Annotated in this window: 24 protein-coding genes and 1 pseudogene; 16 read left to right on the top strand and 9 right to left on the bottom strand. The window is 52.2% G+C overall.

Annotated elements, in window-relative coordinates; genetic code table 11:
• The first annotated feature begins 138 nt into the window (after positions 1-138).
• The 3 genes from prpD to H924_RS04955 are packed head-to-tail and all read left to right on the top strand — an operon-like array spanning position 139 to position 3,763.
• Positions 139-1,638 carry a 2-methylcitrate dehydratase PrpD gene (gene prpD, locus H924_RS04965; RefSeq protein WP_015650863.1) on the top strand — a complete coding sequence of 500 codons (1,500 nt, stop codon included), beginning with the start codon at positions 139-141 and terminating at the stop codon, positions 1,636-1,638.
• Positions 1,638-2,561 (top strand): methylisocitrate lyase, encoded by a 924-nt coding sequence (prpB, locus tag H924_RS04960; RefSeq protein WP_015650862.1) that lies wholly within the window; start codon positions 1,638-1,640, stop codon positions 2,559-2,561. The genes prpD and prpB overlap by 1 nt, the downstream gene beginning before the upstream one ends.
• Before the next feature lie 56 nt (positions 2,562-2,617).
• Entirely contained in the window at positions 2,618-3,763 is a 1,146-nt protein-coding gene (locus H924_RS04955; protein ID WP_015650861.1) for a bifunctional 2-methylcitrate synthase/citrate synthase, read from the top strand.
• A gap of 75 nt (positions 3,764-3,838) precedes the next feature.
• On the opposite strand, the gene H924_RS04950 is transcribed toward H924_RS04955, so the two are convergent.
• From H924_RS04950 to H924_RS04940, 3 genes are all read right to left on the bottom strand, one after another.
• On the bottom strand, positions 3,839-5,605 hold the full coding sequence (locus H924_RS04950; RefSeq protein WP_282705364.1) for a SulP family inorganic anion transporter: 1,767 nt from the start codon (positions 5,603-5,605) through the stop codon (positions 3,839-3,841).
• A gap of 39 nt (positions 5,606-5,644) precedes the next feature.
• Complete coding sequence (locus H924_RS04945; RefSeq protein ID WP_015650859.1) at positions 5,645-6,142, bottom strand: hypothetical protein; 498 nt, start codon at positions 6,140-6,142, stop codon at positions 5,645-5,647.
• A gap of 101 nt (positions 6,143-6,243) precedes the next feature.
• A complete protein-coding gene (locus H924_RS04940; protein ID WP_015650858.1) occupies positions 6,244-6,558 on the bottom strand; it encodes a Co/Zn/Cd efflux system component in 315 nt (104 codons plus the stop codon).
• 273 nt (positions 6,559-6,831) lie between these two features.
• Here H924_RS04940 and H924_RS14430 point away from each other — a divergent pair, with 273 nt between their 5' ends.
• Positions 6,832-6,993: a hypothetical protein gene (locus tag H924_RS14430; RefSeq protein ID WP_211208114.1), complete on the top strand. Its 162-nt coding sequence runs from the start codon at positions 6,832-6,834 to the stop codon at positions 6,991-6,993.
• 131 nt (positions 6,994-7,124) lie between these two features.
• Here the strand turns inward: H924_RS14430 and H924_RS04930 are convergent, their stop codons facing one another.
• Positions 7,125-7,931: an NAD(P)/FAD-dependent oxidoreductase gene (locus H924_RS04930; protein ID WP_015650856.1), complete on the bottom strand. Its 807-nt coding sequence runs from the start codon at positions 7,929-7,931 to the stop codon at positions 7,125-7,127.
• Positions 7,915-8,847 carry a class I SAM-dependent methyltransferase gene (locus H924_RS14730; RefSeq protein ID WP_015650855.1) on the bottom strand — a complete coding sequence of 311 codons (933 nt, stop codon included), beginning with the start codon at positions 8,845-8,847 and terminating at the stop codon, positions 7,915-7,917. The genes H924_RS04930 and H924_RS14730 overlap by 17 nt, the downstream gene beginning before the upstream one ends.
• A gap of 48 nt (positions 8,848-8,895) precedes the next feature.
• Between H924_RS14730 and H924_RS04920 the strand changes: the two genes are divergently transcribed.
• A complete protein-coding gene (locus H924_RS04920) occupies positions 8,896-9,465 on the top strand; it encodes a helix-turn-helix domain-containing protein (RefSeq protein ID WP_029703190.1) in 570 nt (189 codons plus the stop codon).
• 65 nt (positions 9,466-9,530) lie between these two features.
• Entirely contained in the window at positions 9,531-10,079 is a 549-nt protein-coding gene (locus H924_RS04915) for a hypothetical protein (RefSeq protein ID WP_155861929.1), read from the top strand.
• A 38-nt stretch (positions 10,080-10,117) separates the two neighbouring features.
• Here H924_RS04915 and ychF read toward each other — a convergent pair whose 3' ends face one another.
• Entirely contained in the window at positions 10,118-11,203 is a 1,086-nt protein-coding gene (gene ychF, locus H924_RS04910) for a redox-regulated ATPase YchF (protein ID WP_015650852.1), read from the bottom strand.
• 270 nt (positions 11,204-11,473) lie between these two features.
• On the opposite strand from ychF, the gene H924_RS04905 reads away from it, so the two are divergent.
• From H924_RS04905 to H924_RS04885, 5 genes are all read left to right on the top strand, one after another.
• Entirely contained in the window at positions 11,474-13,117 is a 1,644-nt protein-coding gene (locus tag H924_RS04905; RefSeq protein WP_042392903.1) for a sodium-dependent transporter, read from the top strand.
• Between the two features lie 2 nt (positions 13,118-13,119).
• A complete protein-coding gene (gene metS / locus H924_RS04900) occupies positions 13,120-13,293 on the top strand; it encodes a methionine/alanine import NSS transporter subunit MetS (protein WP_015650850.1) in 174 nt (57 codons plus the stop codon).
• 168 nt (positions 13,294-13,461) lie between these two features.
• Positions 13,462-14,853: an AI-2E family transporter gene (locus H924_RS04895; RefSeq protein WP_245533918.1), complete on the top strand. Its 1,392-nt coding sequence runs from the start codon at positions 13,462-13,464 to the stop codon at positions 14,851-14,853.
• A gap of 32 nt (positions 14,854-14,885) precedes the next feature.
• Positions 14,886-15,917, top strand: coding sequence for a DNA recombination protein RmuC (locus tag H924_RS04890; protein ID WP_015650848.1), 1,032 nt, complete (start codon positions 14,886-14,888; stop codon positions 15,915-15,917).
• A 118-nt stretch (positions 15,918-16,035) separates the two neighbouring features.
• Positions 16,036-16,827, top strand: a complete 792-nt coding sequence (locus tag H924_RS04885; RefSeq protein WP_015650847.1) for a DUF6542 domain-containing protein — start codon at positions 16,036-16,038, stop codon at positions 16,825-16,827.
• 32 nt (positions 16,828-16,859) lie between these two features.
• Here the strand turns inward: H924_RS04885 and H924_RS04880 are convergent, their stop codons facing one another.
• Entirely contained in the window at positions 16,860-17,837 is a 978-nt protein-coding gene (locus tag H924_RS04880; protein ID WP_015650846.1) for a 4-hydroxy-3-methylbut-2-enyl diphosphate reductase, read from the bottom strand.
• Positions 17,838-17,951: 114 nt separating this feature from the next.
• On the opposite strand from H924_RS04880, the gene xseA reads away from it, so the two are divergent.
• Entirely contained in the window at positions 17,952-19,193 is a 1,242-nt protein-coding gene (xseA, locus tag H924_RS04875) for an exodeoxyribonuclease VII large subunit (RefSeq protein ID WP_015650845.1), read from the top strand.
• A 24-nt stretch (positions 19,194-19,217) separates the two neighbouring features.
• Entirely contained in the window at positions 19,218-19,481 is a 264-nt protein-coding gene (locus H924_RS04870) for an exodeoxyribonuclease VII small subunit (protein ID WP_015650844.1), read from the top strand.
• Positions 19,482-19,660: 179 nt separating this feature from the next.
• On the opposite strand, the pseudogene H924_RS14540 reads toward H924_RS04870, so the two are convergent.
• Both H924_RS14540 and H924_RS04860 read right to left on the bottom strand, forming a co-directional pair.
• Positions 19,661-20,273, bottom strand: a pseudogene (locus H924_RS14540) (IS3 family transposase); the annotation flags it as partial.
• Positions 20,274-20,293: 20 nt separating this feature from the next.
• Positions 20,294-21,480 (bottom strand): IS3 family transposase gene (locus tag H924_RS04860; protein WP_155861928.1). Its coding sequence is split into 2 segments (ribosomal slippage): positions 20,294-21,207 and positions 21,207-21,480, totalling 1,188 coding nucleotides; the frame shifts between segments, so codons are not numbered across the junction.
• Between the two features lie 126 nt (positions 21,481-21,606).
• Here H924_RS04860 and H924_RS04850 point away from each other — a divergent pair.
• The 3 genes from H924_RS04850 (at position 21,607) to H924_RS04835 (ending at position 23,105) form a co-directional block, all read left to right on the top strand.
• Entirely contained in the window at positions 21,607-21,774 is a 168-nt protein-coding gene (locus H924_RS04850) for a hypothetical protein (protein WP_245533902.1), read from the top strand.
• A 59-nt stretch (positions 21,775-21,833) separates the two neighbouring features.
• A complete protein-coding gene (locus H924_RS04845) occupies positions 21,834-22,073 on the top strand; it encodes a hypothetical protein (RefSeq protein ID WP_015650840.1) in 240 nt (79 codons plus the stop codon).
• A gap of 648 nt (positions 22,074-22,721) precedes the next feature.
• Positions 22,722-23,105, top strand: a complete 384-nt coding sequence (locus H924_RS04835; protein ID WP_245533901.1) for a hypothetical protein — start codon at positions 22,722-22,724, stop codon at positions 23,103-23,105.
• Positions 23,106-23,226 lie beyond the last annotated feature (121 nt).

The raw sequence follows: 23,226 nt of genomic DNA, 5'->3' as shown, positions 1-23,226 counted from the left end.
CTGCAGGTTCCACAAGGTTTGCAAGTTGTTCTATCTAATGACGCTAGATTACACACATTTTACTGTGATCGCCAACACAAAACCTAGCCATAGTATGGAGCACAACATATTCGCCACCTTTTAAAGCAGGAGAGATACATGATTGATCACACTGTGCGAACCCACCGCTCCGCTGAAGACTTCCCCAAGTCCGAGCACCTCGCCTATAAGATCGCACAAGTTGCTGCGGACCCAGTTGCGGTTCCAGAAGAAACCCGTGACATGATCATCAACCGCATCATTGACAATGCAGCGGTATCCGCCGCTTCGGTCTTGCGACGCCCGGTAACAGTGGCTCGTCGACAAGCAGAATCCCACCCTGTTTCTGCCTCCGGCGCTGCGGTATTTGGTATCCCCGGCAGCTTCTCCGCTGAGTGGGCAGCCCTGGCCAACGGCGTTGCCGTGCGCGAACTCGACTTCCACGACACCTTCTTGGCTGCGGAATACTCCCACCCTGGCGACAACATTCCACCAATCTTGGCTGCTGCGCAGCAGGCAGGCTCCACCGGCGAAGACCTCATCCGTGCGCTTGCCACTGGCTATGAAATCCAGGTCGATCTGGTTCGTGGCATGTGCTTGCACGAGCACAAGATTGACCACGTGGCACACCTTGGACCATCCGTGGCAGCTGGTATCGGCACCTTGCTCAACCTTGATGTAGATACCATCTACCAGGCAATTGGCCAGGCACTGCACACCACCACCGCCACCCGCCAGTCCCGCAAGGGCGAGATTTCCTCTTGGAAGGCTTTCGCCCCAGCATTTGCCGGCAAGATGGCTATTGAAGCTGTTGACCGTGCAATGCGCGGCGAAGGTGCACCATCACCAATTTGGGAAGGTGAAGATGGTGTTATCGCATGGCTGCTCTCCGGACCAGACCATGAGTACACCATTCCACTGCCTGCAGCTGGCGAAGAAAAGCGCGCAATCTTGGATACCTTCACCAAGGAGCACTCCGCGGAATACCAGTCCCAGGCACCAATCGATCTAGCTCGCCGCATGGGTGCACAGATCGAGGACACCACTCAGATCGAATCCATCGTGCTGCACACCAGCCACCACACCCACTATGTCATCGGCACCGGCTCCAATGACCCACAGAAGTTTGATCCAGATGCATCCCGCGAAACCTTGGACCACTCCATCATGTACATCTTCGCAGTAGCTCTCGAAGATCAGGCATGGCACCACGAGACCTCCTACTCCCCTGAGCGCGCACACCGCCCAGAGACCATAGAGCTGTGGAAGAAGATTTCCACTGTTGAAGATGCCGAGTGGACCAGGCGTTATCACTCCACCGATCCTCAGGAGAAGGCTTTCGGCGCCCGCGCTGTTATCACCTTCAAGGACGGCAGTGTCATGGAAGATGAAATCGCAGTGGCAGACGCTCACCCATATGGCGCTCGCCCGTTTGCTCGTGAACAGTACATCAACAAGTTCAAGACCCTGGCTGCTGGCGTTATCTCCGAAGCCGAGCAAGAGCGCTTCCTCACCGCTGTGCAATCACTACCAAACCTTGCTGACCTGCGCGAGCTCAACATTGAGCTGGCCCCAGAAGTTCTTGCCAAGGCACCTGAAACCCCGAAGGGACTGCTCTAATGAGTGGACTATATTCCAGCAACCGCACCCCCCACGAAAAGCGCGTACAACTGCGCGAAGGACTCACCTCAGGCACCATCCAACGCCTGCCCGGTGCATTCTCCCCGCTGGTAGCACGTGCAATCCAGGAAGCGAATTTTGATGGTGTCTATGTCTCCGGCGCCGTTGTTGCCGCTGACCTGGCACTTCCTGATATCGGACTCACCACCCTCACTGAGGTTGCCGGTCGCGCGCGCCAAATTGCGCGCTCCACCGACCTACCGGTGCTTGTCGACGCAGACACCGGCTTTGGTGAACCAATGTCTGCTGCTCGCTCAATCAGTGAGTTCGAAGATGCTGGCATCGCTGGTTTCCACTTGGAAGACCAGGTCAACCCCAAGCGTTGTGGTCACCTTGATGGCAAAGAAGTTGTGCCCACCGATCTGATGGTGCGTCGCATCAAAGCCGCAGTGAATGAACGCCGCGACTCTGCCTTCGTGATCTGCGCACGTACCGATGCTGCAGGCGTAGAAGGAATCGACGCTGCCATTGAGCGCGCCAAAGCCTATGCCGATGCCGGCGCAGACCTTATCTTTACCGAAGCCCTGCATACCCCGGCAGACTTTGAAAAATTCCGCGCCGCTGTAGACACCCCACTACTGGCCAATATGACCGAGTTCGGCAAAACCGAACTATTGTCCGCTCAAACCCTCAATGACCTGGGCTATAACGCAGTTATCTACCCGGTAACCACCCTGCGCATTGCCATGGGACAGGTCGAAGAAGCCCTCAAAGACATCGCAGAAACCGGTACCCAAACCGGTTGGGTCGATCGTATGCAACACCGTGCGCGCCTTTATGAATTGCTGCGCTACGAGGAGTACAACGCCTTTGACCAGGAAGTATTCACCTACTCCAAAGATGCATATTCACCAAAGTTCTAGTTTCTAGTTTTTCCGTTTTACCTACCAGCCCGAACCCACAAAAGGAGTGAAATCTCATGAGCCAAGAAAATGAAGTCCGCAAGGGACTAGCAGGCGTTGTTGCCGACTACACCGCAGTCTCCAAAGTTGTCCCCGAAACCAACTCCCTGACCTACCGGGGTTACCCAGTCCAGGAACTCGCCAAAAACTGCACCTTTGAAGATGTAGCCTACCTTTTGTGGGAGGGCGAACTTCCAACCCCGGAGCAGATCGAACAGCGCAATATTGAAGGCAAGGCCCTGCGCGAGCTGGATCCCGATCTGATCAAGCTGATCGACGTTTTGCCAACCACCTGCCACCCAATGGATGTTTTGCGCACCGTGGTTTCCTACCTGGGAACCAAGGATCCGGAGTTCTTCACCACCTCGGAAGAACATATCCAGCGCATTGGCCTACACCTTTTGGCACAGCTCCCAACCGCAGTGGCCTATGACATCCGCCGCCGTAAGGGACTGCCCTTCATTGAGCCTTGCGATAAGCGCAGCTTTGTAGAGAACTTCCTCTACATGGTCTTCGGCGATGAGCCAGATTCCCCTGCCAACAACCCAGAAGATATCAAGGCCTTTGAACAATCCCTGATTCTTTATGCAGAGCACTCTTTCAATGCCTCCACCTTCACCAGCCGCGTGGTCACCTCCACCCGCTCCGATGCTTATTCTGCAATTACTGCAGCAATCGGTGCACTTAAGGGACCTCTGCATGGTGGCGCCAATGAGTTTGTTATGCACACCATGTTGGAAATCGACGATCCTGCAAAGGCTGCCGATTGGGTCAACAATGCACTCGATAACAAGGACCTCATCATGGGCTTTGGACACCGCGTGTACAAGAAGGGCGATTCCCGCGTCCCCACCATGGAAGCTGCTTTCAAAGAACTGGCCAGCCGCAAGAATGGCCAGAAGTGGGTCGAGATGTACGACATCATGGCAAAGACCATGGATGAACGCACCGGAATTAAGCCAAACCTGGACTTCCCTTCCGGACCTGCTTATTACCTGCTTGGCTTTGACGTTGAGTTCTTCACCCCGCTCTTTGTGCTAGCTCGTGTTACCGGCTGGACCGCACACATCATTGAGCAATACAAGAACAATTCCCTGATCCGTCCGCTGTCTGCCTACAACGGTGTGCCACAGCGTTCCATCGAGGAACTCGTTTCTAAGTAAATCCGCATAACTCTTGCAGCCCCCTAGCCCTTGGTTAGGGGGCTGCAGTGGCACCCAGGGGCGCGTCGACAAGCATTATTTTTGGGGAAATTCTTGTTCATAAGCTGCCACCGCGGTGGGCAGCGTGGCAAAAATGTACTGTTTGCCCACATGCTCCAAAAACCCAGTGGGCTGCAAATTCTGGCTAAGCTCCATTTTCACCCGCGCCATAGTAAAACGAATTCCGCGCTCATGCAGGGTTTTTCTAAGTTTTTCCAGGGCGTCAACAGCTGTTAAATCAACCTCCGTATTCGCCTCGGCGTTGAGCAAAAACCAGTGCACTGGCTGCGGGGATGCATCAACGGCTTGGAGCGCTCGGGTATAAAAATCATCCGCGTTGGCAAAAAACAACGGGGAATCATAACGGAAAACCACCAGACCTGGCACCGTAGTTGCGTTGGGATAATCTTCGATACTATGCATGCCCGGAATCCCTGGCACAAAACCCAAAACATCCGCATTGGGCCTGGTAATACGGCGAATAAGATCCAAAATTGAAAACGCAATAGCCACACCAATTCCATTAAGAACCCCCAAAACCACCACCGCCCCTGCGGTGACCAGGGTAAGTACCAGTTCACTGCGCCTAAACTGCGCTATTCGACGCACCTCTGCAACGTTGATAAGCTGCGTGGCGGCATAAATAACCAAGGCACCAAGAGCTGCTTGGGGAAAATTTTGCAAAACCGGGCCAGCAAAAAGCAGAACCAATATCACCACGGCTATGACCACCAGCGAATGCACCTGCGAACGAGCACCAGCTGCAACTCCCAAAACCGTGCGCGAACCACTGGAGGAAACCGGAAAACCCTGCACAAAGCCATTGGCAATATTTGCTGCACCAAGTGCCAAAAGCTCCTGATTGGGATTAATGGGCTCATCTTCTTCTGCCACAAAGGCGCGCGCGGTGAGGATGTTATCTGAAAAACCCACAATGGCAATGCCAATGGCATAGGGAAACAGAGTCCACAATTGCAGATCTCCCAGATGCGGGAGTTGGGGCTGGGGCAATCCATCCGGCACCTCACCAATTACCTCGATACCAAATTGCTGCAATTGGAACACCGCGACGGTTATGGCCGCTAAAAGAAGCACCCCGAGGGCAGAAGGAATATTGGGCAAAAATCGCTTGCCAGCAAAAAGAGCTACCAGGATCACCACGGCAAGAATGAGTGTGGGCAGGTGAATCTGCCGGATTTGAGAAAGGAAGGAGTGAATTTCTTGATAAGAATTTTCGCCTTGGACCTGGACTTTGGTCACCTTGGATAATTGGCTAATGATCATCAACATGGCAATGCCAATGAGATAACCAATCAGCACCGGCCGAGACAAGAGGCGGCTGACAAATCCAAGCCTGCCAATTGCTGCAATAAGGCAGACTACCCCTGTTGCTATTGCTAAAAGAGCTGCTACTTCTGCATAACGTTGCGGTGCTCCTGCGGCTCCTGTGGCTCCGACTAGCGCGCCCACACCGGCTGCTGTCATCAGCGCGGTGGTTGATTCCGGCCCGATAGAAAGCTTGCGGGAGGTGCCCAGGAAAAAATAAATAACCATCGGTGCAAGAACTGCCCATAAACCCACAACAGGTGGCAGCCCTGCGATCACTGCATAAGCCATAACTTGAGGCACCAAATAAGCTGCTACGGTCACCCCGGCCAGCAGATCACCCCGCAACCAAGACAACTTATAGCTACGCATAACGGTGATGCCGGGCAACAAGCGAGTCCCAGATCTTTGCCGCTTGTGGAACTCCGTCTGGGGATTTTCCGGAGAATGTGCGGAAGATTTTAACGGGCTGGACATACCTTAAAACTACAGCTAAGCGGGCTATTTTAGGAGTTATTAGGGCAATATCCGCAAACGTTCTGCCCCCGGTTGCCAAAACGCGGATTGGATGGCGGTGAGCTGCTTAAAGTGCGCAGAGGTCGCATTATCCAGAGCCTCGATATACTCCCCGATAATTTCGCGCGGCAAACGTAGCCCCATCGTAAGATGAGGAGTCCAACGCGGACCTCGACCATCCGGGTTTAGCGCGCTGACTTCGCGGGCTGCTTCCTCTAATTCATCGGTGGTCTCCAACAGCCACGCAACAGTCTGCTTCCGCTTGGTTCCAAAAATTACCGTGCCCACCCTTTGGAAATCAGCTGGAAGCAACGGTGGCAGTAATTCGGCCGCCCGCTGCAGCACCGGCGTGGGCATATGCGTGGAAAACGTGACAGTAATATGTGGCGTTTGCTGTTGCGCGGGAAAACCTTGCGCAGCTAGCTGCTCATAAATCGCATTGATTCTTGCTTCATCTTCTGGAGCAAGCTGCAGCAAAATATTCTCTGGTGACGCCACTGCCCACTCCCCTCTTAAAACGCTTTTCGACGAAACCCGGATGCTCTTGGTTGCTTTTGGCTGCCTTTGGTTGCTCCCTGAAAACTATGGCTCCGAGGAGACTAATCGATCGCCTCACCAGCAAGTGCCTTGGCTGCCAGGCGTTCTTCTTCACTAACTTCCCACACTTCATGGGCAGCATGCAAAGCCAACAAGATGATAAAGATGCCAAGGATAAGGTCTGGCCATCCTGACTGAATGACCGCGGTAATAAGAGCCATAACGATGATGGCCGCAGTAACCAGAACATCATTACGTGCTAAAAGAAAAGCTGCGCTTCCTAAAGATCCACTGTGCTGTCGAACGCGCGCGATAACCAAGGCGCAAGTCCCATTAATGGCAATCGCGCCAAGTGATACCAGAATTACCGGTAGCACTGCGGGAGCTTCCGGGGCACTAAACCGCTGGATAGCTTCCCATGCCGCAATTGCAGCTGGACCTTAATGCGACAAAAAACTCCACAAAGAAATAAGCGAAGTTTAGTGCTGCGACGATGAGTACCGCGCGCCGTACTTTGCTTGCTTCAAAAGTATTTACGTTCTTTGTCTCTTTAGTCCCGGCCCCGTGGCTAAACGATCAGCGGAGCTTTTGCTCCAAAATTAGCTGAAGCTGAATTTACTCTAAGTTAGGCTCTCGAATACCAAAGTCGCTTGTATACGATCGCCTCCGATGAGACCCTTACTTCCACTGCTTGTGGTAGAAATCGTGTGGAGGCGGTACCCCTTAGCTGCCTGCTGGTTGATGGTGCTTTCCAGCGAGGTCAGGTTTCCGGAACCCGTTCCGATGAGTTTTTCTTTGAGAACTACCTGTAAGACGACATAATGCATGATTCTACTTCTCCTTTTAAAAGTTGTTTTTTCTCATATTACTCATCTTAAAAAGCAGATTTAGAGCAAGGTCGCTTTATTGCTACCTCCATGAAAATCATTTCCTAGTCCCAGCTTTAGTGAGAGCTACCTCGGTTCTCTAAAACCGCACGATTAAGGTCCGCAAAAGCAAGATCACCATGAACAGCAGCACCAGCATTTAATCCAGCTGCCATCGAAACTGCCACTGTTGCCATGAGATTTCCCGCATTTCCAGCAGCCCACACCCCTGGAATTGGGGTCATACCTTGTGGATCAACAGGAATATGGTGGCCAAATGGCAACTCTTCCGCTGTCCCGCCTAGTGCTTCAAATAATTCAGTTCGGGAATTAAAGCGCGGCACCACCACGACCGCATCTGCTGCAAAGGTCTCCCCGCCTTCCAGCTGGACTGCACGAACTTGCGCACCATCCATGAGTAACTGCTCAACTTTGTTTCGTACCAGCGGAATATTCAGTGCCTCCAACTGCTCCAACTGCTCATCTGTAGGTTCAGGAGCATCATTTAAGAAGACTGTTACGTTATCGCTGAGTTGACCAAAAAGCATCACCTGATGAATAGCAATTTCATCACGGGTCAGGATCGCAATCTTCTGGTCGCGTACCTCCCAGCCATGACAAAACGGGCAGTGCAGTACGGAAACTCCCCAACCTGCTTCCACACCCGGAATCTGCGGAAGATCATCAACCAAGCCAGTAGCCAAAATGACCCGGCGCGCCCTTAACTGGAATTCGCCATCTCCAACTTTTAGGTCAAAGTTATCAACTTCACCGCTGAGCTGGGAAACCTTACCTTTTAGAATCTTCACTCCATAAGATTCAGCCTCTTGACGTCCCTTCGCGAGCAGCTCCAGTGGCGAGATACCTTCATTCCCCAAACACATTATGCGCACCATGCGCAGGCGCATTTCGTGGCTGACCATCATCAATAACCACCACATCACGGCGCGAACGCGCCAACGCGACCGACGCTGCGAGGCCTGCAGCTCCACCGCCGATTACCGCCACATCAACGGTCACTGTTTTTTGCTTTTCGACGCCGCCCTCCACGTTCGGGCGAACGGCCACCCACACCTTTCGGCCAGACCGAAACGAGATATTGTCCAAAGTTTCTTCTTTTAGCTCTATCTGGCGTCCACGTAATTGTCGCGCAACATATTCTCTGCCGTCTGGGGTGGACCCATGCGCCTGGAAATTTTGTTCATGCTGCTCTACTACCGCAAAACCAGCTTCTTCCAGTAAGTTCGTCCAATTGGTATGGCCATGAGATCGCACATTCTGCACCTGATCCTGAATCACAGCAGGTTCAAATCGGGTATCTCCTGACATTTCAATCAAGGTGAAAACTCCACCTGGGCGCAGTTTCTTAAAGACCTGGGAAAGTACCTGCGCGGAATCCTTAAGGTGGTGCATGGCCAACGCTGCCCACACAAGATCCACTTCTTCCGGGATCCCCGCAGTCCAGTCAGAGTTCAGGTCTGCCTCGTGCAATTCCACACGTTCTGCCAGTCCAGCGTGCACAGCGGCATTTTCCACGCGACCAAGCAGTTCTGCGGAAACATCGAGTGCATGCACACGCGCTTCAGGGAAACGCTTAGCTAAGGCGATGGCATCTGCACCGGTACCTGATCCGAGGTCGACGATGTGCTGAGGTTGGGTACTAAGTGCAGCAGCAGAAAGGCTCAATGCGGAGTTTCGCAGTGGCGCGTTCAATCGGGCTTCGAGGTCAAGGAAGTCGGCAAATCCAGCTGGGAGGTTTTGCCAAGGCTCTTTTGCAGAGTGATGCTGATGTTGTGTCATGCAACTTACTTTATGCATCTATCCCACTTAACGCATACACTCTTGCATATGACGCAAAAAGACACGGAAATGATCGTCCGGCAGCGGATTCGCGGATTACGATTGGCACGTAGTTGGACCCTGGATACACTCGCCAGTCGTTGTTTTATCTCTGCGTCAACACTGAGCCGAATCGAAACTGGGCACCAAAGAATCACCCTTGAACAGCTAGTAGCCATAGCAAAAGCTCTTGGTACTTCGCTTGATCAACTTGTCGAGGCAGAAGGCAACGACGACGTAGTAATTCGTCCTGAGCCTGAAACGCTCGATGGCACCACATTCTGGTTGCTCTCCCGAGAACGCGACCGACGCGGTGTCACCATCGGAAAGATGCGCATTACTGAGGAGCGCCCCGCCTTCGAACCATCGGTACACCCAGGTTATGAATGGTTCACGGTCCTCAGTGGCATCCTCAAACTCACACTGGGATCTAGGACGATCATGGTAACTCCAGGTCAAGCTGTCGAGTTTTCCACCATGACTCCCCACCTTTTAGAAGCCCATCAGGGACCAGTGGAGATTCTCACCATTTTTGATCACGATGGCGAGCAGGCGCATCTTCATCCCCATCGCTCTTAGAAAAATCACGACAGCAATTCAGCTAGACTCGCGGTGATGTCGAAAACTTGTCAGCCTCCTCCGTTATGAATGCGCTAGAGGATGGACGTGATGTGACCATTGGTACGTCTACCCGCACGATCGCGCTAATCCTGCTGAGTGCCTTGGCCGTCGGAATATTTCTCCTCGCGATGCTCGCAATAATCCTCTCCAGTAGCGCAGAACAAGGCACCGACTGGGCATTGATTGCAATCAACTTCAGAGTATGGGCATGCGTGTTGGGAATCATCGGCTGCTTTGTTTTCGCACCGATTAGTGCGATTCTCCGCCTCCGTCGCCGAGAATCGATCGTACTTTCCCCAACCGGTGTCGCCATGGCACGTCGCGGGGAGATCGTTCCGAATTCCCTACTCCCATGGAATGACATCGAAAAGATTGTGTTCGAGCGACCTCGCGCGCTAGCTCCTCGAGTCTTGTCCTATGTCTTTACCGAGAATGCTGCACGTCGCTTTGGAATCTCCCGAGGAATGTCGAGGCAGCGTGCAATAAGTGGCGGTTTTGAGCTAAGCCACCGCCACTTGTATCCGATTTTCCTTGCAGCTCATGAAAAATTTTCGCAGCTAGAAAACCGTTAAAGCTCAGCCACCACTTGTGATAGCTGAGCTCATAAAACTTACACGTTAAACTTAAACTCCACCACGTCACCATCAGCCATAACGTAGTCCTTGCCTTCTTGGCGGACCTTGCCCTGTGCCTTTGCTTCAGCCATGGAACCTGCAGCATCAAGATCTGCAAAAGACACAATTTCGGCCTTAATAAAGCCACGCTCAAAATCGCTGTGGATCACGCCAGCAGCCTGAGGTGCAGTGTCACCCTTGCGGATGGTCCATGCACGGGATTCCTTTGGACCTGCGGTGAGGTAGGTCTGTAGTCCCAGGGTCTCAAAACCAGCACGAGCCAAAGAGTGCAGGCCTGGCTCGGTCTGTCCCACAGCTTCCAAAAGCTCGGCTGCATCTTCGTCATCAAGTTCAAGCAGCTCAGTCTCAGTTTGAGCGTCAAGGAATACGCAGTCAGCAGGAGCTACCAACGCGCGCAGCTCTTCCTTCTTCTCTTCGTCGGTAAGCACTGCTTCGTCAGAGTTGAAAACGTAGAGGAAAGGCTTTGCCGTCATCAGGTGCAGATCGCGGATGAGGGAAAGGTCTACTTCGCCGGCTTTAGCTGCGGAGAAGAGAGTGCGGTCATCGCTGAGAATGTCCTGAGCCTTCTTCACCTCGGTTACTACGTCAGCCAGGCTCTTGTCCTTGCGGACATCCTTTTCTAAACGTGGCAGCGCCTTTTCGACGGTCTGCAGGTCAGCCAGGATCAGCTCAGTATTAATAACGGAGATATCTTCGGAAGGATTAACTTCGCCGTCAACGTGAATCACGTTTTCATCAGCGAAGGCACGTACCACCTGGCAGATTGCATCTGCTTCACGAATGTTGGCAAGGAATGCGTTGCCCATGCCTTCGCCTTCGGAAGCTCCCTTAACGATGCCGGCGATATCCACGAAGGACACGGTGGCAGGCAGGATGCGCTCGGAACCGAAGATTTCAGCAAGGCGTCCCAGGCGCGCATCGGGAAGTTCCACTAATCCCACATTTGGTTCGATGGTAGCGAAAGGGTAGTTCGCTGCCAGAACATCGTTGCGGGTAAGAGCGTTGAACAGGGTGGACTTGCCAACATTGGGCAAACCGACAATTCCAAGAGTAAGGGTCACGGCCACCAATCCTAGCAACCAGAGCAGAATTACTAAAAGGTGGTTGCCCTTAGGCCACTAAATACCCCCACCAAAGCCCCAAATATATAAACGTGTAGTGATCCAAAACACCGCTGTGCTAATTTCAGCACAAGCAATTAATCCCATATCCACACTTCTGCCCCACCCACAAGCGGAGATTGAGGAAAGCCAGGGAGCAAACCTTACCAAGGATTGCTCCACTCTATGGGCACTTTTAATAGTCCTTTGTGCATGACTGGAGACACTGACATGTCAACTCCACACAAAGCGGCCTCTGACCATTCTCATAAAGGTCAGCGCCGCGAAGTATTTTCCTCTCGATCCGTCTTTATCTTGGCCGCCATCGGTTCCGCCGTTGGCCTTGGCAATATTTGGCGCTTCCCCTACGTCGCCTACGATAACGGCGGCGGAGCATTCCTTGTCCCCTATTTGATTGCGCTGCTGACCGCGGGTATTCCGCTGCTCTTCCTGGATTTTGCGCTCGGTCACCGCTACCGGGGCTCAGCGCCCCTTGCTTTTCGACGTTTTAAAAAGCAAACCGAAGCTATTGGTTGGATCCAGGTAGGAATCGCATTCTTCATCACGATTTACTACGCAGCCATCATCGGTTGGGCTGGCCTTTATGCCGTAAAGTCCTTCACCAAAGCGTGGGGATCTGATCCCGATACCTACTTCTTCAGCGACTTCCTGCAATTTGATGAAACTTCCGTCTTTTCCTTAGATATTGTTCCGCAAGTTGCCATCGCTATTTTCTTAGTATGGATTGCTGCAATTGCCGTCCTAGCCGTAGGCGTTGATAAGGGCATCGGTCGTGCCAACATGATCTTCATGCCAGTCCTAGTGATCATCTTCATCATCGTCGTTATCCAGGCAGTATTCTTGCCTGGTGCTTCAGCTGGTCTGGATGCCCTGTTTACACCGAACTGGGAAGCACTGAAGGATCCAACCGTATGGATCGCCGCTTATGGCCAAATCTTCTTCTCCCTTTCCGTGGGCTTCGGCATTATGCTGACCTACTCCTCTTACCTCAAGCCACGTACCAACCTCACTGGCACTGGCTTGGTCACTGGCTTTGCTAACTCCTCTTTCGAAGTGTTGGCAGGTATCGGTGTGTTTGCAGCATTGGGCTTTATGGCACAAAACGCTGGCGTGGGCGTTGATGAGGTTGCTACCTCCGGCATTGGCCTTGCCTTTGTGGCTTTCCCAGCGATTATCAATGAGATGCCATTTGGTGTGCTCTTTGGTTTCTTCTTCTTCACCACCTTGACCCTGGCTGGTTTCACTTCCCTGTTCTCTCTTTTGGAAGTTGTTATCTCCGCAGTCAAGGACAAGTTCAATATGAGCCGCAAGGCAGCTGCAATTGGAGTTGGAACCTTTATGGCAATCCTCTCCCTGGCACTGTTCTCCACCACTTCCGGTTTGGCCACCTTGGACATCATGGACAAGTTCACCAACAACATCGGCATTGTGGCCATCGCGCTAATTGCTGTGGTTGTAATCGACTGGATCTATCGCCGCATTGATGAATTTGCACTCCACCTCAATGCAATTTCCTCCTTCAAGGTCAACACTGTGTGGCGTATCTGCGTTGTTAACGTGACCACTTTGGTTTTGGGTTACAACCTCTTCCAGGAGTTAATCACCCTGGTAGATGAGCCTTATGGCGGATACACCCTGCTACAAAACGGCCTTTATGGCTGGGGTGTAATCGGCATCATCGCACTGGTCGCCATCATTGGCCCACTGATCCCTTGGCCACAGGGCACCCTGGTAGATGGCCCTCCCGGTTCTGACTTTGGTGTGGAGCCTGAATTCCGCCGAGTGCTGCACCGTCCGCGCCGTTGGGATTCCAATGATCCAGTTGTACCTTTTGACAGCGAAAGGAAGGCTTAATCATGAGTACCCTCGCAATTACCATGATGGTGCTGTTTATCCTCATCATCTGGGGCGGATTGGTCATCAGCACCATCGCCCTGCGGCGTTTCCCTGATGAAAGCGTCGGAGACTTCGGCACCTCGCCTTATGCCACCGATGAAGTCCTCATTGATCAGGAATTTCACCGCCACTAGTTAAACTTGAGACACTTCCAGATTTTCACTTCTGGGAGTGTCTCTCCCTTTGTCGATGGTTTGCAGGCAGAATGGATAATTGTGGCAAGGATGGATGATTTCCCAGAGGAACTTGAAAGTGTTGTCGGTGAGAATAAAGACAACCCCATAACTGGCACGTCTGCAGGTATGGCAGATAAGACCGCCCACCCAACTGAAGCTGAGGGCGACTATTCCACAATCGACCGCATTGACCGCTCGATTGTGATTAGCGATTACATCAGAAGTCTGTCCATGTGGTGTTTGCGGATTCTCTTTATTGCCGCTGCAGCATATGTAGGTTGGTGGACCCTTGGTCAATTTTGGCAAGGAGTTTTGCCGGTTACGCTCGCCCTAATTTTGTGCACAGTATTGTCCTCACCCAATAGATGGCTGCGCCAGCATGGAGTGCCAGGGGCAATTGCAGCTTTTCTAACCATTGGAATCTTTTTCGCAGCCATTGGCGCAGTCTTTTGGGTCATCGCACCAAGTATCGGCAGACAGTCTCAGGCGTTGTATTTCCAAGCGTTTGAAGGCATCCTCAGCGTTCAGTTGTGGTTGCAGGGCCCACCGCTAAATCTCAATTCCGAAGATTTGAGTAGCTTCTTCAACGAGGTAGCCACCTGGATGCAAAATCAAGCAGGTGCGATTGCCGGTGAAATCTTCTCTGGCCTCGGCATGGCCACGAGCGTCGTTGTCACCTTGGGTGTAGTGATGGTCCTGACCTTCTTCTTCCTCAAAGATGGACATCGATTCTTACCTTGGGCTCGCAATATTGTTGGAGAGACCTCCGGCTGGCATCTCACTGAATTGCTGACTCGCGCTTGGAAAACCTTATCTGGCTTTGTGCGCGCACAGGCCTTGGTATCTGCAGTTGATGCAGTCTTTATCGGCTTTGGCCTGCTCATCATTGGGGTACCAATGGCGCTTGCACTATCGGTAATTACCTTCGTAGCTGGCTTCATTCCTATCATCGGTGCATTTACTGCCGGCGCGCTAGCAGTGTTGGTGGCGCTCGTGTCATTGGGCTTTACCAAGGCAATTTTTGTGCTGATTTTGGTTGTTGCAGTGCAGCAAATTGAAGGCAATATTTTGTCCCCGCTGCTGCAGTCCAAAGCCATGAATCTGCACCCAGTAATTGTCTTGCTTTCCGTGACTGTTGGTGGCACTCTCTTCGGAATTATCGGTGCGTTCCTGGCAGTTCCTGTAGCTGCGATGATTGCGGTTGCTTTCCGTTATTTCCAAGATATGACGTCTTTGCGGGCAGGCGAAAAATCCGCAGACGATCTCCACTATCAAAGTGCTTATGGACCGTTAGCTGGTCGTCATATGGAGGCAGAGGGCGGAATTTTCCGCGAACGCCATTACCAGCACCTCATTTCTCACGCAGAGGCCAATGATTTAAGCGTGCCTGATTTTATTGACCGCGATCGCACTGAGGTGGACTTTGATGAGCTGCGACGAAGTGCTTTGAAGAAACGCCTTTCCACCGCCCGCAACATAACCACACAAGCGTTCGATAAACTTCGTAAACGTAAATAACCGTGTCCACCCCTTATGGCAGGGTGAGCAACATGATTTCCACGTTGCTCACCCTGCTTTTCACTGCCTTTGGCGTAGTGATCGGCTGGTTGGCGCGCGGAAATCGAGACGCCGACATGCAATCACGTCAACTGCGCAAACTCACCAAGTCGATTGAGGAACGCTCCCCAGATTCGCTTGTCGACGCCCTCTCTTTACAGCTCTCACCCCTCCAAGAGGGTTTAAGCGAGCTCGGGGCACATATAAGCCAGCTGGAGGTAGAAACCGACCACAGCACTCATGCCCTAAATCAAAAATTAACAGCAATTGTGGCCAACTCGACGAAGACTAATGACTTACTCGCGGCCCTTAATGGTTCTCAACCTCATGGTCGCTGGGGCGATATACAACTACGCAGAATTATCGAGCTAGCAGGTATGGAGGAACATATTGATTTTGATACCTCCCCCGAATTCCGCTTCCTTCTTAGCGGTGGGCAATCTTTAAGACTGGATAATAAAGCTCCCTATGAGGCTTATTTAGAAGCGACTGAAAGCGCTCATCCAGCAAGTGCACTGAAACGCCATGCTGCTCAAATGCGCAATTATGTAAGTGAGATTGCAACTCACAAACCAGCGGAAGAGTACGTCATTGCTTTTATTCCAGGCGATGCCTTTCTCAGCGCAGCACTATCCAAGGACGCTGAATTATTGGAGTTTTCTTTTTCCCAGCGTGTGGTGTTGGCTACCCCCACGACCCTGCAGCTGGTCTTACGCACTATCGCCTTAGGTTTTCAAGAACAGGAAACCACAGAAAAAATTGCAGAAATCCAAAAACTAGGCAAACAACTTCAAAAGCGGCTTAATGCAATGGCAGATCAATTTAATCGAGTGGGAAGCAGCTTGGAAAAGGCCGTCCAAGCCTTCAATGACACCCTCTATGGAATTGATAACCAGGTATTATCCATCGCCCGACAACTTTCCGCCGATGATCCCCTGCCCACTCGCATCACCCAAACCCATGCCATCAAAGGACATAGCGAACACTTTGTGAGTACGGAAGGTGTCGATAAATTATCAGATTAATCTCAAAACCAGAGCTGCAACTCTGGTTTTGAGCCATTGACCGGTAAAGTGATCAAACGTGTCACATGGATCCGTTTCGCCGAGAAAAAGCTCCAGATCAACCACGCATGCCCCCTTTGTGGGATTGCCAACCTGGTCTGGACCTGCAGTGGTTTTTGCGTCCCTTGTTACCGGATTGCTCCTAAGCCTCCTGCTTGGCACGATTGGGATGCCCTACCAGGTGATTTTCATCATCGCCACGTTGGGTATCACGCTGTTGATCGAGGCTCGTGGCCTTTTTCTAACCGTGGCGTCCATTCCGATTCTCTTCGGAATTTTTACCCCACTTACGGCGTGGTTCGTTTCTCAACAAGGCCCCAGCGGCAGCGCCCCGGGTGTCTCTACCACCGAAATCTTGACGGCAATTTATCCGCTGGCCCAATTTTTCCCCACCTTAATTTTGGTGACGGTAATAGCCAGCATTATTGCCGTGCTACGCATTCGTTTACTGCGCAAAAACCAGCAGACATTGCTCAGCACTGAAGAAAAAACCCGGCGCGCCCAAAGAGAAGCCGATCAGGCCAATGCCAATGCTGCCCGTCGTGCTCGCGCTCAAACCACCAAGGTACGCAGCCGACGCGCGCAGGCTCCTGGCAGTGATGGCTCCCAAGTCACAGTTGATGAGCTTATCCGCAAAAGCCAGCAGCGCCGTCAAGAGGTGGCTCAACGTCAAGCAGCCCGCGGAGTTCCTTTTACTCCAACTCCTGGTCCTGTGGTTGCACCGAAGCCTCAAGTTAGTCCGGAGCCAGCACCACGGGTACGCCCGGCACCCCGCCCAATCCCCCGCGAACAACCGCAACGCCTGGATACAGGGGAACGTCGACAAGCGCCTAAACGCCGTGGATCACTCGACGACGACCTTTATAGCTAGAAAAAATCCCGCTCTCAGGCGGGATTTTTTATTTAGTCCTTGTGGCGCAAAACGCGCGGCAAGGCGAAGACAATCTTCTCGGCAGCCGAGGTGACTTCCTCAACGTCGTCATAACCGAACTCTGCGAGGCGTTCAACAACACCCTGCACCAGAATCTCAGGCACGGAGGCACCGGAGGAAATTCCGATGGTTTCTACGCCTTCAAACCACGCTGGGTCAATCTCGCGGGCATAATCCACCAGGTAAGCGTTATCGGCGCCATTTTGCTTGGCAACTTCAACAAGGCGTACCGAGTTGGAGGAGTTCTTGGAACCAACGACAATCATCAGCTCACAGCGCTCGGCAATTGCCTTCACGGCAACCTGACGGTTCTGGGTGGCATAACAAATGTCATCAGATGGAGGATCCTGCAGCTGGGGGTACTTAGCCTTCAGCTCCTTAACGATCACCATGGTTTCATCCACGGAAAGAGTGGTCTGGGAAAGCCAAATCAGATTTGGCTCATCAGCCAGGAACTCAGGAAGGTTGTCAATGCCGGCCACCCCGTCAACCAGGTGGGTCTTTTCGACGGAGTGACCCATGGTGCCTTCAACTTCTTCGTGGCCTTCGTGGCCAATAAAAAGAATGTGGAAGCCTTGCTTATCAAAACGCTTAACCTCATTGTGGACCTTGGTCACCAATGGGCAGGCGGCGTCGATAGCCTTGATATTTTTAGCAGCGGCCTCGGCATGCACGGCAGGGCTAACGCCGTGTGCTGAGAACACCATATTTGCACCTTCTGGAGCATCGGATGCTTGATCAACAAAGATCGCACCCTTTTCTGCCAGGGTGTCTACAACATAACGGTTGTGAACAATTTCTTTACGGACATAAACAGGTGCGCCATATTCTTCGAGCGCGCGCTCGACAGTTTCCACGGCACGATCCACGCCAGCGCAGTATCCGCGCGGGGCTGCGAGCAGGATCTTCTTTCCAGTCTTAATTTCTGGGCTAATTACAGGTGAGCTCATACCTCCCAGCGTATCCAAGGTTGGAGCCAAACACCTAGACTGGGGAGTCAAGCACCCCACTAAAGGCGGGGTAATTCACTTTAAAGCGATGAAATTAAGGAGGGTCACAAGGCTGTGCCGTCTGCTAAATCAACGCCAGAAACACCCTGGCCCGTACGCGAGGTAAATAATCAGGTAAAAACCTGGATCGAAAGGCTCGGCCATTTATGGGTTGAGGGCCAACTTGCCCAAATCAACGTCAAGCCCAATTGGAAGCTGTCTTACCTCACGCTCAGAGATGTGGAACAAGAGGTTTCGGTGCAGCTGACCTGCCCCACCGAAATCATCCGCAATAGGCCCACACCCCTTAAAGATGGCGATCGTGTCATCGTTTACGGCAAGCCGGCGTTTTACGCCGGCCGCGGTACTTTTTCCCTTTGGGTTACCGATATTAGGCCGGTGGGCATCGGCGAGCTGCTGGCCCGCATCGAGGAGCTGCGTAAACGGCTTGCAGCCGAGGGGCTTTTCGACGCCTCGCGCAAGAAAGCACTGCCCTTTTTGCCCCATCGTGTTGGCCTAATTACCGGCCGTGGATCTGCTGCAGAACGGGACGTACTCAGTGTGTCCAAGGACCGCTGGCCCGAGGTGCAATTCCGCGTAATCAACACCGCCGTCCAAGGGGCATCTGCTGTTCCGGAAATTATCGCGGCTCTGGAAACGCTAGATAAAGACCCTGAAGTTGATGTAATCATCATTGCCCGTGGTGGCGGTTCGGTGGAGGATCTTCTCCCCTTCTCTGAAGAAGCACTCCAACGTGCTGTTGCTGCTGCAGTTACTCCGGTGGTTTCTGCCATTGGTCACGAGCCTGATACGCCAGTGCTCGACAATGTGGCGGACTTGCGTGCAGCTACCCCCACCGACGCCGCTAAAAGAGTGGTGCCTGATGTTGCCGAGCAGCGTTTATTAATTAAACAACTGCGTGAGCGTTCTGCTGCTGCACTGCGTGGTTGGGTACTCCGCGAGCACCAAGCTCTCTCTGCACTGCGCTCGCGCCCAGTCTTGGCAGATCCCATGACACCAATTGTGCGACGTCAAGAAGAGGTTATGCAGGCGCGTAATTTACTCCGTCGCGATATCTCGCACCTGCTGCGAACCGAACAAGCCTGGGTATCTGCGCTGCGAGCTCAGGTATCTGCACTTGGCCCTTCCGCGACTTTGGCACGTGGTTATGCCGTAGTCCAGGTAGTGCCCCGCGATGGCCGCGACCCTGAAGTTGTCACCAGCATTGAACAATCCCCACCTGGTAGCCAATTGCGAATTCGCGTTGCCGATGGCTCCATCACCGCCGCAGCCATGGGCACCCAAGAAGCTAATTAAAAGAAATTTTAGGAGAATTACACCATGAACAACCCCGATGTCATTGGCGCAGGTAATGGCGCAACTGCCTTTGAACCAGTAGAGACTCTCTCCTATGAACATGCTCGTGATGAGTTAGTGGAGATTGTCAAGATCTTGGAACTTGGTCAAATGGGCTTGGATGAATCCCTCAAATACTGGGAGCGTGGCGAGGCCTTAGCCAAACGTTGCGAGGAACACCTAGCTGGTGCTTCCAAGCGTGTTGAACAAGCTCTGAACTCCGTTGCAGGTTCTGGCGAAGAAAACTAGTTCTGGCAAAACAAAGGGGGCTCAGTTTGAACTGAGCCCCCTTTTTCAACTCCCGATGCTTTAGGAGTTAGTTCTTTTCGCGCTTTTTGATCCAGTAGTAGCCCAGTCCACCGAGCAGCAGCAAGATAGCGCCGCCGCCGAGGGGCCTGACCCCCGAAAAGTAGACAGGTTAGGGGCAGTTATGCTGCTTTAGATAGTGTAGCGGATCGTGCTTCGAAAGCGTCCGGTGATATTTGTCCGCACCATGAATGTCTGCGTCGGGTGTTGTATCTGATGCACCAGCGAAAGACGTCGTGACGGCAGTGCAGTGGATTGGCAAAGACTTTCCTATCTCGAAGGACTTCTCTTTTCAGCGTGGAATTGAACGACTCCGCCATAGCGTTATCAGCGCTGGTACCTACCGCACCCATGGACTGGGTCACGCCCAACTCGCTGCAGCGCGCACCAAATGCTGAAGAGGTATACACTGCCATGATCTGAATGAAAGATGGCGCCGTCAAGCCCACCACGCACGATATTGGCGTGTTCTAAAGCTTCTATCACGAGGCTGGTGCGCATATGATCAGCAATCGCGAAACCGGCTAGCTTGCGCGAGTATAGGTCAATGACCGTAGCCAGATACATATTTGTACCGTTCTTACAGGGCAAATAGGTAATATCGCCGACGTACACCTGGTTCGCAGCACCAGCATGAAACCGCCGCTTTACCAAGTCCGCGAAAACTGGATTCGTCGTGCTGCGCTTGGTAGTCACGCACCGGCGACGCTTGGTAAAGGGGCCCGACCCCCGGATAGTAGACACGGAGGATTTAATCAGGAAGCAGATTTCAGGATAACAGAACCGCGCTCCTCAAACACCGCAGGGGCGAGATATTTACACCAGGAATGCCGGCGCACCGTGTTGTAACGGGTACACCAGCGGAAAACATCTCGGCGGCAGATCAACTGGTTCATGAATGTCTTGGAATCCTGAAGGACCTCCCGCTTCATCGCGGCATTGAAAGACTCAGCCAAGGCGTTATCCGCACTGGTACCGATTGATCTCATCGACTGCCTGATCCCTAATTCCTTACAGGTGTTCTGGAATGCGCGGGACGTGTAAACGCTGCCGTGATCCGAGTGAAAAATCGCCCCAGTCAGGCTTCCACGCTGGCCCTTCGCCATTTTTAGCGCGTCCTGCACCAGGGAGGTGCGCATGTGATCCGCGATGGAAAAGCCGATCAACCGGCGGGAATAGCAATCAATGACCGTCGCCAGGTACATATTCGACCCGTCCGCGATCGGCAGGTACGTAATATCCCCAACGTAGAGCTGGTTTGGCTTCTCAGCAGTGAATTTACGGCCCACCAGATCAGGAAACACTGGTTTCTTCTGATCGGACACGGTAGTGGTGACCTTGCGCTTCTTGGTGTAACCAAACAATTTGAGTTCACGCATGACCCGCGCAACTCGCTTGTGATTCACGGGGGCCTGATCGGCCTGGTCCTTGAGTTCAGCGGTAATCCGCTTGGCACCATAGCAACCATGTTCAGCAGTGAAGACCGTCTTGACTCGGGCCCCGAGGATCGCGTCGGACATGAGGCGTTTGCTGCGGGCTGAGCAGGTACTTTTCCATTTGTAATAGGAGGATCTGTTGAGTTTCAGCACTTCACATAACCGCTTGACCGAGTGGTTCTTCTGGGCGTCATCAACGAACCGGAAGCGGATCACCAGTTCGTCTCTTCCGCGAAATACTTGGCCGCCTTTCGCAGAATATCGCGTTCCTCCCGGAGCTTGCGGACTTCGCGTTCCAGCTTTCGGATCCGCTCGGCTTCGTTCACCGAGGCTGGCGAGGGTTTTTCAGTGGGAGCCGCGGTGCCGTATTTTTTCACCCAGTTCGCTAACGTGGCACGGTTGACCCCAAGATCAGTGGCGATGGTCTGGATCGAGGCGCCGTCGGAGTTCTCATACAAGGCGACGGCGTCGCGCTTGAACTCCTCTGAATAGGTCTTGCTTGGCATGGTGTGGAGATTACCTTTCAGTCCCAGATTGTTGGGATGTTAGGTGTCTACCAAACGGGGGTCAGGTCCCAGCTTGCACAAACCCCACCAGATACTGTGCCGACTGCCACTGCCTTCTTTGACAAATTGAGCACACTTATTACCCAGGGTCGCACCCGTGACCGCGTATACAGCACCACCTACAGCCAGCTTGTTATTGCCGGCCACAACCGCACTGTGTTGACTGACGACTCAGAGTTCTACGACGAGTTTTACCAGGTCATTGAGGTCGCTCCTGGGGTGATCTTGAAATGATGTTTACCGGGCAACACCTCCCACTTAAGCCAGATCTCTAACATGAAGCAGATAACGCCATGATTAATCTTTTTGCTGCAGCCCTGCCCGCATTCGAGTCTTTGAGTATTACCTCCATACTCGTGCTCGGTGCTGTGGCACTAATCTGTGGCCTCCCTGTTGTAGTGACCTTAGAGAAAGGTGCTGGGTTTGATGACATCGTCGCAGCGCTGATTCTCTCAGGCATCTTAGGCTTTGTCGCTTTTACGTTTGTGCTCCCCAAACTCGTTGATCTCGGCTGCACCGTGTGCCAACTCTGATGAACAACACTTATTTTCCAAAACAACCTCAGTTCGCGCCTGCGAACATGAACTCCACTTGGGTAACCTCATTAAGCCCTACAACAAGATTCATTACGAATCTGCTGACCCTGATCCTGCCACCAATGTCTATTCGCAGGTATGGCCAGAGGCTGCTTGAGGCAAAACAATTTCAAAGCCAGATATATCTTTCTTATAACAATATCGAATTTTATGGAGTAAAAAAAACTTTTTTTATGAAAATAAATGTGATAATAAAAATCAGGCAATATAATTCTACAACTTGCCAACTCCATACGTACTGCCACACTCACCACACTGATTGGAATGTGACATGAGGAAACTAGTTTCGATTGGTATTGCGATAGCATTATCACTTGCAATCACCCCCACTATTCAGGCCAATGAGATGATCACACCTCAAGCCATGGATCGAATTGCAGTAAAGTGCAATGTCCACAAAATATGGTCGGTCCCAAGCCTAAACAACTATGACGGTTGGGTCGTGGTTGGTCACGCATATGGTATTAACGAGGCGGAAAAGAGAGCCAACACCTTCGTTCCATTTGGTCACACTAAACGGCATTGTTTACCGGTCCCTATTGACCGTTTTCCATTCGAAGGACTTAACCGAAGTTAAGGTGAGACGTGAATCAACCCATGCGAAAGACCTACATTTTTCTAACTCAATTTATTGTAGAAATTGGGAATGAACATAACGCATACATTAGATATCGCGATCGAGTCCAAAATCTATCAGCTCTAGACGATGTTGATGTAATTTCGGTGTCCAAAAACCTTCATCAAGCTGAAAAGGCATATGGATGGAGCTCACTTGCCGATCAATATCAGATGGAGCATAACGGTAAATATCCAGAGAACCATATTCTATGCGATGTTTTTACTGTAGTCGTTCTCAACGATATCGAGAAATTTGAACAAGCTGCTGAACTCTTGATTATGGATGATCGAGACGTAAGGGTTGACGCTTTCCCCAGTCGCATCGAAGTTTTCGAACAAGTACCATTTTAGAGGAAGAAATTCTAAACAGACTCGATCACTACAAAGGTGACCCCGAAAATTTAGGTATTCCGCTCATGTAAAGACCCACAGCTATTTACGTCACTGTGACGAGCCAACCCACCCTATCCCC

The sequence above is a fragment of the Corynebacterium callunae DSM 20147 genome, from assembly GCF_000344785.1.
GTDB lineage: Bacteria > Actinomycetota > Actinomycetes > Mycobacteriales > Mycobacteriaceae > Corynebacterium > Corynebacterium callunae.
The sequence above is the reverse complement of the archived record's forward strand: the minus strand, read 5'-3'. Positions and strand labels throughout refer to the sequence as shown.